The 16,183-nt window shown below is 49.5% G+C and carries 9 protein-coding genes; 8 read left to right on the forward strand and 1 reads right to left on the reverse strand.

What is annotated here, in order from left to right:
• The first annotated feature begins 147 nt into the window (after positions 1–147).
• From HMPREF0999_RS08875 to leuB, 8 genes are all read left to right on the forward strand, one after another.
• Positions 148–4,644 carry a T9SS type A sorting domain-containing protein gene (locus tag HMPREF0999_RS08875; protein ID WP_009275744.1) on the forward strand — a complete coding sequence of 1,499 codons (4,497 nt, stop codon included), beginning with the start codon at positions 148–150 and terminating at the stop codon, positions 4,642–4,644.
• 3 nt (positions 4,645–4,647) lie between these two features.
• On the forward strand, positions 4,648–8,079 hold the full coding sequence (locus tag HMPREF0999_RS08880) for an InlB B-repeat-containing protein (RefSeq protein WP_009275745.1): 3,432 nt from the start codon (positions 4,648–4,650) through the stop codon (positions 8,077–8,079).
• Positions 8,080–8,488: 409 nt separating this feature from the next.
• Positions 8,489–9,991, forward strand: a complete 1,503-nt coding sequence (locus tag HMPREF0999_RS08885; RefSeq protein WP_005854473.1) for a 2-isopropylmalate synthase — start codon at positions 8,489–8,491, stop codon at positions 9,989–9,991.
• 14 nt (positions 9,992–10,005) lie between these two features.
• Positions 10,006–11,403 (forward strand): 3-isopropylmalate dehydratase large subunit, encoded by a 1,398-nt coding sequence (gene leuC / locus HMPREF0999_RS08890; RefSeq protein ID WP_005854474.1) that lies wholly within the window; start codon positions 10,006–10,008, stop codon positions 11,401–11,403.
• A 26-nt stretch (positions 11,404–11,429) separates the two neighbouring features.
• Positions 11,430–12,017, forward strand: a complete 588-nt coding sequence (gene leuD / locus HMPREF0999_RS08895; protein WP_005854475.1) for a 3-isopropylmalate dehydratase small subunit — start codon at positions 11,430–11,432, stop codon at positions 12,015–12,017.
• A 2-nt stretch (positions 12,018–12,019) separates the two neighbouring features.
• A complete protein-coding gene (locus tag HMPREF0999_RS08900) occupies positions 12,020–13,534 on the forward strand; it encodes an alpha-isopropylmalate synthase regulatory domain-containing protein (RefSeq protein WP_009018114.1) in 1,515 nt (504 codons plus the stop codon).
• Positions 13,535–13,554: 20 nt separating this feature from the next.
• Positions 13,555–13,998, forward strand: coding sequence for a methylglyoxal synthase (locus HMPREF0999_RS08905; RefSeq protein WP_005854477.1), 444 nt, complete (start codon positions 13,555–13,557; stop codon positions 13,996–13,998).
• Between the two features lie 15 nt (positions 13,999–14,013).
• Positions 14,014–15,075 (forward strand): 3-isopropylmalate dehydrogenase, encoded by a 1,062-nt coding sequence (leuB, locus tag HMPREF0999_RS08910; protein ID WP_005854478.1) that lies wholly within the window; start codon positions 14,014–14,016, stop codon positions 15,073–15,075.
• A 132-nt stretch (positions 15,076–15,207) separates the two neighbouring features.
• Here leuB and HMPREF0999_RS08915 read toward each other — a convergent pair whose 3' ends face one another.
• Positions 15,208–16,029 carry a tetratricopeptide repeat protein gene (locus HMPREF0999_RS08915; RefSeq protein WP_005854479.1) on the reverse strand — a complete coding sequence of 274 codons (822 nt, stop codon included), beginning with the start codon at positions 16,027–16,029 and terminating at the stop codon, positions 15,208–15,210.
• Positions 16,030–16,183 lie beyond the last annotated feature (154 nt).

Here is a 16,183-nt window from a genome sequence, read left to right on the forward strand (position 1 = left end):
GATTTCCTCCGCATACCGGCCCGGCGTGTTTGCGCTCGGCGCATGGGAAAAAGGCCATCCTACGAATACGACACGCTAAGTCGGGAATGGTGAGAGATACCGATACGTATTATGAATACAAAACACCTATTTATAAATTTATTGCTTATGAAAACAATTTTACGAGGAATTAGTATGAGGTTGTCGCTCATTGCGATGGTCTTATGTTTATGCGCCGCATGGCCGGGGCATGGACTGGCTTGGGGTATGGTCGGGTCGGCGGATCCGGCAGAAGGGGAGGTACGGTTTTACGCTCATCCGTATCCTGTATCTTATGGTTTTATCAGTAAATGGAATCCGGTAGCTGCTGAGTACATAGATTTTAGTGCCGAACATTTCACGGAAGGCATGGTCATGCGCGTGCAATTGGCGAACACGGCGAATCCGGACGGGGTAGTGTTCCGTTTCGGGGAAGAGTCCGAACCTGCGCAGGCGTTAGACAATGGCGGTTTTTGGGTGCCGGATGAGAATTTGTCTAAAAATGGAGATGATGCCCATCTTCATTTTAGAATGTACAGCTCGGAGGAGTGTACGGTGAAGTATACCGTAAGCGTATACCCGTCGCAAGACTTGACTGCGAATCCTTTGGCCTCCTCTACGCATGAGGTGCGATATCTGATGGAAGATAAGAGCCCTCGCATGGAAAGTCTGTCGCGTACATCCGGCGATCTGAACGAGGATATCCCTTTTGCGATCAACGTGACGAAGGCGGGTTTCCTGCAGGGGCAACACGCTAGGATGAAAATTTATCTGTATGGTCCTTCTGAAGGCTTGACTCTTTCCGGGCAGAACCTAAGTAAAGAGACTAGTCCATATAATGAGTCCAGATACGTATTAGATATCCCTTCCTTCTCCGCTACGCAATTCACGTTGATGGCTCACGCCACGGAGGAATGGAACGGAACGGTTCAAGTGGATATTTGTGATGCGGACGACAATAGGATAGTATATGGCGGCCAAGCACCGTTCGTTTTTCCGGCCAATAACTCACAGGACGATATCGCCGCTTTGAAAGCGATCGCCGAGGCCAATCCGCTGAACTCGGACTTGCGGAACTTCATCTCCAACAAGGATTACTTGAAAGACAGGGGATCGAACGATGGTTACAACGTGGGCGTGACATGGAACACCGAGTCCACGAGCCGGGTGAAAAGTTTCTTCATTAATGATGGAAGAACCCGTACGATCACTTCCATGGATGTATCGGCGTTGTCCGGGTTAGAGCAGTTGGACTTGCAGAATACCCGGTTGAAATCCTTGGATTTGTCCACTTTGACAAAACTTCGGAGCTTGAGTTTGTATGGTAATGATTCGCTTGCTTGGTTTACGGTGAAGCTCCCAAGCCCGTTACCGGAGAATTTCTGGATTGGTGGTAACACCACGATTATGGCCGGTACACCGGTAGACGATTATAACGCTTATGCCGCGAAGGGCGAGGAGATCGATCTATCCGCTTACGCTTCGGTGGGTGGCGTGAAATCGGTATATCAATGGTACCTTATTGATCGGGCTACTGGTGAACAGACGGAAGCAACCATGCTGGCGGTATCCGGCAAGGAAGGGGCTTTCGTATTTACCGGGAAGCCGGGTGAATATTATATGTGCGAGATTACCAATCCGAATTACGGAAATTGGAGGATGAATACGGTGCAGATCAAGGTAGCCCGTAACTCGGACAGCTACTCCCCTGCGGACATCGCCGGATTGAAGAAGTTGGCTGCCGATAACCCGAATATCACCCAATTAAAGGAGTTCGTGGACAGCAAGGGCTGGGAACGCGAGAATTGGAACTCGTATCAAGACGTGATTCGTACGGACTGGAGCACGGACGAGGTCGGTCGGTTGACACATCTAGCTATTGAGTTTGATTGGAACTCGAAGGATACGATCTCCCAACTGGACCTAAGCGCCTTCACCGAGTTGAAGTATCTCGAGTGCGAGCGTTTCATGAATATAGAGAAGCTGGATCTATCGAAGAATACGAAGCTGGAGCACCTGCATGTATATAGTAAGAATCTGGAGTCTCTTGACCTATCTAAATGTCCGGAACTGCAATATTTCGGATTTGGCACGCGATACAGGGGCGAGGGATCTTACCAAAAAACGAGGTTGGCGAGACTGAACTTGACTGGTTGCTCGAAGTTGACGGAGCTTTACCTAGAGCATTTATCTTTGACTTCGTTGGATATCTCTTCCTTTAAGCGATTAAATAGGCTGACCATCGAGTATTGCCCAGACTTAAAGGTACAAGGTTTCGATAAGGCTACGAGCTTGACCTATTTGGCCTTGCCGCATACGAAGCAGTTCGCCGATCTGATAAAGAACCTACCGGCGTTTATCCGTCATCTATATTTGCAAGATACGGAGTATGAGCTTCCTTCCGCGCATGTGGGAAAGAATCTGGAGTCGTTGGGATTGCCGGGATATGTGAAGAGTCTCGATCTGGCTCAGTACCCGAACTTGAGTAACTTGAATGCGGATGGATCTCTTTTGAGATATTCTACGGTAAAGAATTATCGGCAGATAAATTATAACGGTTGGGGGCACATAACGCTTACTTCCCCCTCGCATCCGGAGAGTATAGAATGGTTCGAGAACGGCGATACGATCGACCTCTCCTCGGAGGCTGTGATCGATGGCATAGAGACCGTATTCCTATGGGTAAACGCCAAATATGGGATAGAGGAGAAAGAGGCATTGAAGCCGGTACCAAACCGTCCGGGCGTATTCGTGCTGGACAGCAAGGAGGAAAAGTATGGAGACTACTATTGTAAGCTGATGAACCCGAAGTTCTGTAGAATCACGGAGATCAATGTACGTGACGGCTGGCAGATCGAGACCTCACGCATCCATGTGGAAACCACCGTCCCCCAAGTATTCGCCGAGAGCGATGTGGCTACCTTGGCACGTATCGTAGACGCTTCCAACAACAAGGAGCTGAGCGAGTGGTGGAGCAGCGGCGCATGGCAGACGAACGAGAACTCACAGTATGCGCAAGTGATCTGGAACGACGAGAACCCTCGACGTTTAGTGAAATTATATATGTATCAGATGGGCAATAGCTTCACGAAGGAAGTAGATCTGTCCGCCTTGGATAAGCTGCAAGAGCTATCGCTTTACGGCAACCGGGTAGAGAAACTAACCTTGCCGAAGAATAGCACGGTATTGAGCTCCTTGATGCTTGCCGGCAATACGCCGCTTTCTACCTTGATCGTCTCCATGTATCCCGCGTTGGAGTATCTGGATGTATCCAATACCGGCTTGAAGGCTTGCGATGTTTCCAATAATAAGAATTTGAGGGGGTTGTTCTTGAGCTGGACGGAGATAAAGCCGATAGAGGAGACTTGCCCGGAGATCGCCGCCTTATTGCAGACATATGGTGTTCCCAAGACTACTACCTCGATTGATTTGGATAGGTTCCCGGCTTTGAAGGCATTGCATACCTCCGGATCGGCTCTGGAGTTCAGCGGCGTACAGAACCCGAGACAGTTGGAATCCGCTGAAGGTGATGTGTTGCTTGCGGTAGGCAAGGCTCGTCTAGGTGGTTTCAGCCTTTATGGTGAGAAGATCGACCTGTCGGCTCAAGCCACGGTAGCGGGTACTGTCTCAGATTATATCTGGGCCGTGAATAACGATACGATAGATTTCAAGGATAACCAATATACGATAGCGGAGGAATTGATGCCGAATGACCTAGTGGTGGTTTCCGTGACGAATCCTTTATTCCCGGGCTGGAGAATAAGATATGTAACGACCGTCTACACCTGCGACGGCGACGCGAACCTCGACAAGTCCGTGAACGTGCAAGACGTGACCGCTACGGTAAGCTACATCTTGGAGGACAAGGATAACATGATCCCCAACTTCGGTTTTGCCGAGGCGGATGTGAACTATAATAATAATGTAGAGATCGCTGACGTAATTGGTATCGTCAACCTCATCCACGGCAAGCCGGTTACCAAGGCCGGTGCACTGCGTTCTGAGTCCGAGGTTCCCGTACAAATGGAGCTCGACGCTGACAACTTCTTGACGATGAATAGCCAAGTACCGGTAGCCGGTATCTATCTGGAGTTGGTGGGAGTCATCGACGAGATCCCGTTACTGGGCGACGCTGCTAAGTTCCTGCAGGCTTCCAGCTTGAACGGGGATACCTTGCGGGTGATCGGTTATAGCTTGGATGGCCGCACGATTCCTTCGGGCAAGAGCCGTATCCTGCGTATGCCGGCGGGCGTTACCTTGGTAGGAGCCTCCTTCTCCGATGCGAAGGCCAACAGCTTGAGGTCTGGTGGCGATGCGATCGTGACTTCCAACGCCCCGATCGAGGCGATCAGCCAATTGGCAGCCGTGTCCAATTATCCGAACCCGTTCCGTGGCAGCACGACCTTCCGTTATCAGTTGACGGAGGCGGCCAAATCCGTGACGATCCACGTATTCTCTGCGAATGGCGCTTTGGCCGTGGTATTGAACGGTCTGCCCGGCGAAGTGGGCGATAACCAATATTCGGCGGCTCTTACCTTACCGGCGGGCGTTTACTATTACCGCTTGACGGCAAAGACAGGCCATGGTGTGAAGGCAAGTAATACTAACATCTTTATCTGTAAGTAAATTATGAAAGTGAATCATATAAAACAATTATTCGTAGCCCTCTCCCTGCTGTTATCGGCGGGAACGGCTACTGCCGCCCAGTGGAAATTGGCGAAGACGAACCTGAACGCCGCTGGCAGTAAGGATACGCTCACGCTGGAGGTATCCGGCAATTCCTTTAGTTTTTCTTCCTTCCAGGTGGATTTCACCTTGTCCGAGGGTATCTTGCTAGATGGAACCCCGATCCTCGGCGAGTTGGCAAATGATCATGCTCTTACGTGGAGTAAGCAAAGTGACGGCAGCTTCCGTTGCGTGGTATACAGTGCAGGAAACAAGGATATGAAAGCCCCGGAAGGCCCTGTGCTCCGTATCCCGGTAGTGCTGGCGGCCTCTTTTGAGGGAGGAAAGTTCACGGCGAAAAACGGACTCTTGTCTAACAAGGCCTCCAATGGGCAGTCGGTGAAGGACTTGAGTGGAGCGACCCTTACAGCGTATAAGGAAAGAGCCCATCTGGTGGTGAACGTATCGGGCCAAGAGCAAGTGGTCAACCCGGCTATAGCCGCAGGATTGAGCTATACGACCATCCCGGAGGATAAGACGCTTACGGTCGCTTATTTTAAGGATGATTCTTGTAAAATAGCGGCTACCGACAATGACCGCAAGGAAGAGGGTATCCTGTATGTCAAGCTATCCTATGCGGGTGACACTGACTACGCTGAGTTCGAGGAGGTCTATGTCATGAGTCTGACGAGCAAGATCGCTATTGACGCAAGTAAAATCACGAAGCCGCAAACGACAGGTATCAAGGAGGGGCAATTGCTTTCAACTTCTTTACTGTCCGGTGGTAGCGTAAAGGATGAAGATGGATATACGATTGCCGGTACCTTCGTTTGGACGAACGGGAATGCGGTGATGCCGGCCGGGAAGCAAAGCTGTTCCGTCACTTTCTATCCGGATAACTCCTCTTATTACAATACAGCGGAGGTGTCTGTGGAGGTTGAGGTAACCCCTACGTATCTAGTCACCGCTACAGGGACAACAGGAGGTACCGTAAACGTATTGGGCAAGACCGAGGATGACGTGTACGTGAAGGGTCAAGAGATCTCCTTGGTAGCCCTGTCTCTGCCCAATTATAAGTTCGAGAGTTGGTCGGTAACGGGCGCGAGCGAGACCTTGCCGGCGAATGATTCCATCTTTGTTAAGGCGGATAATAATAAGACCTATACGGCGAACTTCTCCCCGATCATGCGTGCGGTAACGATCAATCATGTAGGCAACGGCAGTCTCTCGGTTACGGCCGAAGGTGCGAAGGTTGCGTCTGGAGCTTTCTTGCGACAAGGTACGATCTTGCAAATCGTGGCTACACCGGACGTGAACTCCCAGTTGGAATCATTGACTATAAACAAGAAGCCTCTAGAGGGTAACAAGGTGACGCTTACAGCGGATTTGGAGGTCAATGCCGCATTCAAGCCAAAAGAGGGGGCACTTGTCTCCATCGATAAAGATGTGGCGAACGGCTCTATCTTATTATATAAGGAAGACGGCAGTTTGATCGCTTACGGTTCTTCCGTTCCTGTTGGTACGAAGCTACGTGCGGTTGCGCTTCCGGATGCCGGGTATAGCTTGGATGGCAGTGTCACCTTATCGGGCGTGACCGGCCCTACGAACGACCTGTGGACCGTGACAGGCGATGTTACGGCAAAAGCTGCTTTCGGTGCGAAGAAATACATGGTGAAGGCCTCTGCCGTAAGCAGCAACCCGACTCAGACCGCTTCCGGTACGATCACGTTGGAGCCATCCGGAGAACAACCTTATGGTACGGAGGTTCGTATAGCGAGTGCCGAGGGACAGAACGGAGCGAGACTGCTTACCATCTTGGCGAACGGTAAGGAAATATCTCAAAATGATGTCTTGACCGTAACCGGCGACCTGACGGTGACAGCTGTATTCGATCCTCGGGTAAATATCGAGAAGACATACATCCTTTGGCCGTATCAAGAATACTACTACAGTGGCGTATCCCGCAACTTCGTGCCTTTCGCTTCGCAGACTTACGCTGGTTTCTCTTTTGAGGTCTTATATAAGAACACTAAGGGTGAGAAGACTGCTAAGGCAATCGATGCGGACAATTATACGGTCTTGTTGCATCGCGAAGAGGATGGTTTGTATAATGAGTTCAAAGGGGAGTATAAGGATGGCTTAGTGATCCATAAGTCCAAGGTCTCGGTAACGGAAGCGCCTACGAACGGAGGTAATCCGAAGACTCGCCCGGCAGAGGTGGACATCACAAGCACAACTACCAATGGCGTGACAAAATACGTGATTGAGCCTAACAGCGATGCGGCTAAAAAGAATTACGAAGGCACGGTTTACTATCATTCTACGAAAGATCCGGTAAACTTATCCTTTGGTGAGTCTATCCTACGTGCGGGAGGGGAACCGGTATCACCGATGGGCTACGTACGTGTCACTAATGGCGGTATGCCATACGACGCAACGGATGGTAAGGTTTCTATCCCCGCCGGTATAACGGTGACGCTGGAAGCTGTGCCTGCGGAAGGCGCTAAGTTCTCTCATTGGTCTGATATTGAGTCTAACCCTGTTGACGCAAAGAAGAACCCTCGGGAATATGTGGTAGCGGAAGGCTCTACGGGGGTTACTCCTGAATTTGTCGGCAAGGATAAACTAGAGTTCAAGTTAGCTCAAACCTCCTCCGTATATAACGGTGCGGCTCAACTCGTATCCGTGACAGGTACGGGCAACGAGGCTTGCCAGATCACGTTCTTCTTTGACGAGGCCTGTACGCAACCGGCTGTCTTGAAGAATGTCGATAAGTATTATGTACGTGTTTATCGTTCAGCTGATGCGAAGTATAAAGAATATACTGAAGTATTCCCCTATGCGATAGAACAAGCCGAACCTGCGATTACGAAGTGGCCGGATGCTTCCGATATCTTGCTCGGTCATACACTGGCCGAATCAATTCTACAAGGTGGAAATCCCGGTATCGTAGCCGGAACATTCGCTTGGAGCAAGCCGGAAACAGCGCCTACGGCCACCGGTCAGCAAGAGGTTACCTTTACGCCGACCGATCCGAATTACAAGCCGGTTAGTAGCAAGATAGAGGTGAAGGTTGTTTCCGCTACTTTCTTGGATCCGGTTACTCCTCCTGTAGACCCCGTAGATCCGGAGAATCCAGACAAGCCGGACCAACCGGATACGCCAACCGGCATCGAGTCCATCGAGGAAGGCATGAGCCTGTATACAGCCAATCAATCTATCTTCGTGAATATGCCTCAGCAGGTAGCCTTGAAGGTAGTCGATGTGTCCGGCATCGTTCTTTACGAAGGTTCGATTCTTGGCAAGGCTGAGATCCCGGTAGGGCATGCCGGAGTCTACTTCGTCCGCTGCGAGGCCTTCGGCGATTCGTTTGTACGGAAAGTCGTGGTTCGCTGATTCTGCCACTGCCCATCGTAAGGTGCTTATGATGGGCATTGTAAACACCTTATACTGCCCATCGTAACAACCTTACGATGGGTAGTGTTATTTCGTAAGGTATACGATCGTTTGGCTTACGGTTTATAATAAATAATAAGTAAAAAACTTCGGATTATATTTGCTGGTCTCGAAAAAGGCCGTATCTTTGCAACGTTGAAACAAAAACAATAAAGACAAGAACAATGACACGCAACTTGCAAAATAGTCTCATTATTTCTCTAAACATTATTCTACTCTGGGAACGGGATAGGAAGTGAGACTGTATGCTTTGCGAGCATTACGATATATGAAAGAGCCTTTCTCACTTCCTTGTGAGAGAGGCTTTTTTAGTTAGTATAGGATATTAGTAAATTAAGAATATAAGATTATGTCAGACAGATTATTTATTTTCGACACCACCTTACGTGATGGTGAACAGGTTCCGGGATGCCAGTTGAATACAGTGGAAAAGATTCAAGTAGCTAAGGCGTTGGAACAGCTAGGTGTTGATGTGATCGAGGCTGGTTTCCCTGTCTCCAGTCCTGGGGATTTTAAGAGTGTGGTTGAGATCTCAAAGGCCGTGACTTGGCCGACCATCTGTGCCTTGACCCGTGCGGTGGAGAAAGATATCGACGTGGCAGCTGAGGCGTTGAAATTCGCTAAGCGAGGACGTATTCATACGGGTATCGGTACTTCTGATTCTCATATCAAATACAAGTTTAACTCCACGAGAGAGGAGATTATAGAGCGTGCGATCGCCGCCACGAAATACGCTAAAAAGTACGTGGAGGACGTAGAATTCTACTGTGAGGATGCCGGGCGTACGGATAATGAATATCTAGCCCGTGTCGTGGAGGCCGTGATCAAGGCCGGGGCTACCGTAGTGAATATCCCGGATACGACAGGATATTGCTTGCCGGATGAGTACGGGGCGAAGATTAAGTATCTGATGGAACATGTGGATGGCGTACATAACGCGATCTTGTCCACCCATTGCCATAATGACTTGGGCATGGCTACCGCGAATACCGTACAAGGCGTGTTGAACGGAGCCCGTCAGGTGGAGGTAACCATAAACGGCATCGGTGAGCGTGCGGGTAACACGTCATTGGAAGAAGTCGCCATGGTTTTCAAGAGCCATAAAGAACGTGATATCATCACCAATATCACGACGAATAAGATCTATAGTACGAGCCGTATGGTTTCTAGCTTGATGAATATGCCGGTACAACCGAATAAGGCTATTGTCGGACGTAATGCGTTCGCTCACTCCTCCGGTATCCATCAAGATGGCGTTTTGAAGAATGCGCAAACCTACGAGATCATCGATCCGAAGGATGTGGGTATTGATGATAATGCGATCGTATTGACTGCTCGTAGCGGTCGTGCGGCGTTGAAGCATCGCCTGCATGTTTTAGGTGTGGATCTGGAGCAGGAGAAATTGGACAAGGTGTACGATGAGTTCTTGAAACTGGCCGATCGTAAGAAAGATATTAATGATGATGATGTTTTGATGTTGGTCGGGAAGGATCGTACGGCCACCCACCGTATTAAATTGGAATATTTACAGGTAACTAGTGGTGTTGGAGTACAATCAGTCGCAAGTATTTGTTTAAATTTGTCGGGAGTAAGAAGATATGAGGCCGCAGCTGGTAACGGTCCGGTTGACGCGGGTATCAAGGCGGTGAAAAAAGCCATTAGTAATAGTGACATGACGATTCAGGAATTCTTGATCCAAGCCATTAATAAAGGTAGCGATGATACGGGCAAGGTGCATATGCAGGTAGAGTATAACGGGGCTACCTATTATGGGTTCTCTGCGAATACCGATATTATCGCTGCTTCCGTGGAGGCTTTCGTGGACGCCATCAATAAGTTTATAGTAGACTAAAAATAGACAAGACAATGAGCAAGACATTATTTGAGAAAATCTGGGACAAACACGTGGTGGACACGTTGCCCGACGGAACCATACAATTGTATATCGACCGTCTGTATTGTCATGAGGTGACTAGCCCGCAGGCTTTCGCCGGATTACGTGTACGTGGATTGAAGCCCTTCCGTCCTGCGCAAATCACTTGTATGCCGGACCACAATATCCCGACATTGAACCAAGATAAGCCTATCGAGGACCCTATATCCAAGAATCAAGTGGATACCTTGGAAGAGAACGCGAAGTATTTCGGCTTGACGTATTACGGTCTTCAACATCCGAAGAATGGTATCATCCATGTGGTAGGTCCGGAGACAGGCTTGACGCAGCCGGGTATGACGATCGTTTGTGGCGACTCCCATACTTCTACGCACGGTGCCATGGGCGCTATCGCCTTCGGTATCGGTACGAGCGAGGTGGAGATGACCTTGGCTACCCAATGTATCATGCAGCGTAAGCCGAAAACGATGCGTATCACGATCGATGGTGTACGCAAACCGGGCGTTACGGCGAAGGACTTTGCTTTATACATTATTAGTAAGATGAGTACCAGCGGTGCTACGGGCTATTTCGTAGAGTACGCTGGCGAGGCGATTCGTAATACGACCATGGAGGAACGTCTGACGATCTGTAACCTTTCTATCGAGATGGGTGCCCGTGGCGGTATGATCGCTCCGGATGATGTTACTTTCGATTATTTGAAAGACCGTGAGTTTGCCCCAAGAGGCGAGGAATGGGAGCGGAAGGTGAGCGAGTGGCGTCAGCTATATAGTGATCCGGACGCTAAGTTCGATAAGGAGATCGTTTTTCACGCCGAGGATATCGACCCGATGGTTACGTACGGTACGAACCCGGGCATGGGTATGAGTATCAGCAAAGATATCCCCTCCTTAGAAAGCGTGCCCGAGGCAGGCCGTATTTCTTATAAGAAGTCTTTGGATTATATGGGCTTCAAGGCAGGCGAGTCTATGTTGGGTAAGAAAGTGGATTATGTCTTTTTAGGTAGCTGTACGAATGGCCGTATCGAGGATTTCCGTGCTTTCGCCTCTTTGGTGAAAGGAAAGAAGAAAGCGGATGATGTAACGGTTTGGCTGGTTCCCGGCAGTTGGCAGGTAGAGCGGGAGATTCGTGCCGAGGGGATCGACAAGGTTTTGGCCGAGGCCGGCTTCGTCCTTCGTCAACCGGGATGTTCCGCTTGTCTGGCGATGAATGAGGATAAGGTTCCGGCGGGTAAATATGCGGTCTCCACTTCCAACCGTAATTTCGAGGGCCGCCAAGGACCGGGTGCGCGCACCATCTTAGCGGGGCCGCTTGTGGCCGCCGCCGCCGCTGTGACAGGTAAGATCACGGACCCGAGAGAACTGATGTAAAGACTAATCTAATAAAGTAGCATAAGATGAAAACAAAATTCAATATAATCACAAGCACTTGCGTACCTCTTCCTTTAGAGAACGTGGATACCGACCAGATTATCCCAGCCCGCTTTCTGAAAGCGACTACCAAAGAAGGGTTCGGCGAGAACTTATTCCGGGATTGGCGATATGATAAGGAAGGTAATAAGATCGAATCATTCGTCTTGAACGATCCTACGTATAGCGGAAAGATATTGGTAGCGGGAAAGAACTTCGGTTCCGGTTCCAGCCGTGAGCATGCGGCTTGGGCGATCGCCGATTACGGTTTCCGTGTCGTGGTCTCCAGTTTCTTCGCCGATATCCATAAAAACAACGAGTTGAACAACTTCGTGCTGCCGGTTGTTGTGACTGAAGAGTTCCTCGCTGAATTGTTCGATTCGATTTACAAGGACCCGAAAACTGAGGTCGAGGTAAATCTACCGGAGCAAACGATCACGAACAAGGCTACGGGCAAAAGCGAGCATTTCGAGATCAACGCCTATAAAAAGGATTGCCTGATCAACGGATTGGACGATATCGACTATTTACTGGCAAATAAATCAAAGATAGAAGCCTTCGAGGCAGCACGCTGATTATGATAGAAATAATGGATACAACCCTCAGAGATGGGGAGCAAACTTCGGGCGTCTCCTTCGCCGCTCACGAGAAGCTTAGCATAGCGCAAGTGCTGCTGAACGACTTAGGCGTGAACCGGGTGGAGATCGCCTCCGCCCGTGTGTCGGACGGAGAGTTTGAGGCCGTGAAGCGTGTAGCCGCTTGGGCCGCCCGTTCCGGAAACCTAGACAAATTGGAGGTCTTGGGTTTCGTGGATGGTACGGTCTCTCTCGACTGGATTGAATCCGCAGGTTGCCGTGTCGTGAACTTGCTTTGCAAGGGCTCTTATAAGCATGTCACCGAACAGCTTCGAAAGACTCCCGAGCAACACGTTGACGATATTCGTACGGTCGTATTGGAAGCGGCGAAACGGAAGATCGACGTGAATATCTATTTGGAGGACTGGTCGAACGGTATCAAGCATTCCCCGGATTACGTATTCTTGGTAATCGATGCGTTGAAAGGACTTCCGATCTGCCGTTTCATGCTCCCGGATACCTTGGGAGTCTTGAATCCCGGAAATACCTACGAGTATTGCAAGATGATGGTGGACCGTTACCCTGATTTACGGTTTGACTTCCATGCGCATAACGACTATGATCTTGCCGTAGCGAATGTATATTCCGCCATCCGTGCGGGTATCAAGGGAATCCATACGACCGTGAACGGTTTGGGAGAGCGTGCGGGTAATGCTCCATTGAGCAGCGTCCTTGCCGTCATCAAGGATCAGTTGGGAGAGGAGACGAACTTGAGGGAGGAAAAGATAAACAAGGCCAGTCGTTTGGTCGAGACCTATTCGGGGGTGCATATCCCGCCCAATAAGCCGATTATCGGAGAGCATGTGTTTACGCAATGCGCCGGTGTCCATGCGGACGGTGATAGCAAGAACAACCTGTATTGCAACGACCTGCTTCCTGAGCGTTTCGGACGGGTTCGCGAGTACGCCTTGGGCAAGACCTCCGGAAAAGCGAATATCCGCAAGAATCTGGAAGCGCTCGGTATCGACATGGATGAGGGCTCGATGCGTAAGGTTACGGAACGGATCATTGAGTTAGGGGATAAGAAAGAAATGGTTACCCCGGAGGATCTTCCTTATATTATCAGCGATGTGCTTCATCATGATAATGCGCTGGAGGATCAGAAAATACGGATCTTGAACTATTCCTTATCCTTGGCCCAAGGGCTGAAACCGGTGGCTACCTTGAAGATCGAGATCAATGGCGAGGCTTACGAGGAATCGGCTTCCGGTGATGGCCAATACGACGCTTTCGTTCGTGCCCTACGCCGGATTTATTCCCGTTTGAACCGCCCGTTCCCGATGTTGACGAACTATTCGGTATCCATCCCGCCGGGAGGACGTACGGATGCGTTCGTGCAGACGGTCATCAGCTGGAATTATGCCGGGGTCGATTTCAAGACTCGTGGTCTGGACGCTGATCAGACTGAGGCGGCGATCAAGGCGACATTGAAGATGCTGAACAAGATAGAGGATTAATAATTAAAAAGGTAAAGGGTATGAAAAAGTTGACTATCGCGCTTGTAGCGCACGACAATCGTAAGGCGGAAATGGTAGAATGGGCGGTACATAACGCTGAGTTCTTGTCTCACCACCATATTGTTTGTACGGGTACGACCGGAAATTTGGTTCGTAAAGCTCTCGAGGAAAAAGGGGTGAACGCGGATATTGCTTGCATGCATTCCGGTCCGATGGGAGGCGATGCTGAGATTGCCGCTATGGTTGTCCGTAAGGAGATCGATTTGGCGGTCTTTTTGATAGACGACTTGAATCCGCAACCGCACGAGGCCGACATCCAGATGTTGCTTCGCCAGTGCCGTGTTCATAACGTACCTATCGCTTGTAACCGTTATAGCGCCGACTTGATGATTACAAGTACCCTGTGGGATGATGACACGTATTTCCCCACGGAGCCTAAGTATGTACATTTTAACAGAGAATAATAACAAACATTTACGATGAAACTGAATATAGCAGTACTTCCCGGAGACGGGATCGGACCAGAGATTTCCGTGCAAGGCGTGGAAGTAATGAGTGCCGTTTGTGAGAAATTCGGACATGAGGTTCACTATGAGTATGCCCTTTGTGGCGCTGACGCGATCGATAAGGTAGGCGATCCTTTCCCGGAGGAGACCTATCGGATTTGTAAGGATGCCGACGCTGTTCTTTTCTCGGCCGTGGGCGATCCTAAGTTTGATAATGATCCGACAGCGAAAGTACGTCCGGAGCAAGGTCTTTTGGCGATGCGTAAGAAGTTGGGCCTGTTCGCTAATATCCGTCCGGTGCAGACCTTCAAATGCCTATTGCATAAATCGCCGTTGCGTGCCGAATTGGTGGATGGCGCGGATTTCTTATGTATCCGTGAGTTGACCGGTGGTATGTATTTCGGTGAGAAATATCAAGACAACGATAAGGCATACGATACGAATATGTATACCCGCCCGGAAATCGAGCGTATCTTGAAAGTGGGCTTCGAGTATGCGATGAAACGGAATAAGCACCTGACGGTTGTTGACAAGGCGAACGTACTTGCCTCTTCCCGTCTATGGCGCCAGATCGCTCAAGAGATGGCTCCTAGCTATCCGGAAGTAACGACAGACTATATGTATGTGGACAACGCCGCTATGCGTATGATCCAAGAGCCGAAATTCTTCGACGTGATGGTAACCGAGAATACGTTTGGTGATATCTTGACGGATGAGGGTTCTTGCATCAGCGGCTCTATGGGCTTGCTGCCTTCCGCTTCTACCGGAGAGAGCACACCGGTTTTCGAGCCGATTCATGGCTCTTGGCCGCAGGCGAAAGGGCTGAATATTGCGAACCCCTTGGCGCAAATTCTTTCAGTAGCGATGTTATTCGAGTATTTCGACCTCAAAGAAGAGGGAGCCTTGATCCGTGAAGCCGTAGACGCTTCCCTCGATGCGAATGTCCGTACGCCGGAAATCCAAGTGGAAGGTGGAGCGAAATATGGAACGAAAGAAGTGGGTAGTTGGGTTGTCAATTATATCACGGAAAAGTAGTATAAATGGGCCGATTTCGCACCAGTAGTGGCGCAGGCTCACACGTATAGTGGCATCGGCTCACGCAAGTAGTGGCGTAGGCCAATACCACTACTCGCGTGAGCCGATGCCACTATACGTATAAAAACAGCCTTAACGAGCCATCTTCATCAACTCGTCGATAGTCGTTTTATCATATCCCATATCCTCAGCTTTCTTGAAGTCTAAGGCGGCCGATGCCTTCTCATATTGGGCGAGTTTTACTTTGCCTCGCAATACATATAAAGCGGCTGTCGGGGTACTTTCCACGAAAATGCGATTGATATCGGCCATAGCCCGGGCGTTCTTGCCCATCATGAAGTATAGATCGGCACGGCCCTCGTATAAGATCCATTCGCGGGGCATCTCGTTGATCAAGTAATTAAAGATGCGTTCGCTCTCATCGTAATTCCCCCGTAGCTTCTCGAGAATCGCATGTCCCAGACGTCCTTTCACGGATTTCTCGTTTACTTCCAGTATCTTATCGAAATCCTGCTCGGCCAACAGATAGTTCTTATGTTGCAAATGAAGCATCGCCCTGCAATATAACGCCTCTTGATGATGGGGGTTCAAGATTAACAGGGCATTGTAATCGTTCGTCGCTTTTTCGATCTCACCCATTTCCGTATATAAGCCGGCACGATTTTCCAGTATGGCCTCATTATTCGGATGGCGGCTTAGGGCGGCGGTATAGGAGAGAAGGGCATCTTCCAGTTTCCCTTGTCTACGCTGTATCGTCCCGAGATTCATGAGCAAGGCATAGTTATTGGGGTTGCCCGGTTCAAGGCGCATGGCGGCTCGTAGGCTCTCTTCGGCGGAGACTAAGTCGTTCTTGTCCAAGAAGTCAAAACTTTTCTCGACAAACTTCTCGTATGTCTGAGCGTGGCCATAGCCTATTGAAAGGAAAAGGGCGGCGAGTATCGCAAGGATTTTCATGCTGTCGTATTTAACGTGTTATTTGATTGATGCAAAGCTACGTAATTATTTCATGGTTTTACCAGATTAAAAAAACTTTATACCTTTGCTACATTTCATAATATTTTTGGAAGATCAGATTGTTATATAATTAATAGATTAACTAAAATAGAAG

The sequence above is a fragment of the Parabacteroides sp. D25 genome (genome assembly GCF_000307475.1).
In the GTDB taxonomy this organism is placed as follows: Bacteria; Bacteroidota; Bacteroidia; order Bacteroidales; family Tannerellaceae; genus Parabacteroides; species Parabacteroides distasonis.

Excerpts from the sequence above, each read along its gene's own strand:
- HMPREF0999_RS08875 (WP_009275744.1), top strand. The coding sequence starts at position 148 with ATGAAAACAATTTTACGAGGAATTAGTATGAGGTTGTCGCTCATTGCG.
- HMPREF0999_RS08880 (WP_009275745.1), top strand. The coding sequence starts at position 4,648 with ATGAAAGTGAATCATATAAAACAATTATTCGTAGCCCTCTCCCTGCTG.
- HMPREF0999_RS08885 (WP_005854473.1), top strand. The coding sequence starts at position 8,489 with ATGTCAGACAGATTATTTATTTTCGACACCACCTTACGTGATGGTGAA.
- leuC (WP_005854474.1), top strand. The coding sequence starts at position 10,006 with ATGAGCAAGACATTATTTGAGAAAATCTGGGACAAACACGTGGTGGAC.
- leuD (WP_005854475.1), top strand. The coding sequence starts at position 11,430 with ATGAAAACAAAATTCAATATAATCACAAGCACTTGCGTACCTCTTCCT.
- HMPREF0999_RS08900 (WP_009018114.1), top strand. The coding sequence starts at position 12,020 with ATGATAGAAATAATGGATACAACCCTCAGAGATGGGGAGCAAACTTCG.
- HMPREF0999_RS08905 (WP_005854477.1), top strand. The coding sequence starts at position 13,555 with ATGAAAAAGTTGACTATCGCGCTTGTAGCGCACGACAATCGTAAGGCG.
- leuB (WP_005854478.1), top strand. The coding sequence starts at position 14,014 with ATGAAACTGAATATAGCAGTACTTCCCGGAGACGGGATCGGACCAGAG.
- HMPREF0999_RS08915 (WP_005854479.1), bottom strand. The coding sequence starts at position 16,029 with ATGAAAATCCTTGCGATACTCGCCGCCCTTTTCCTTTCAATAGGCTAT.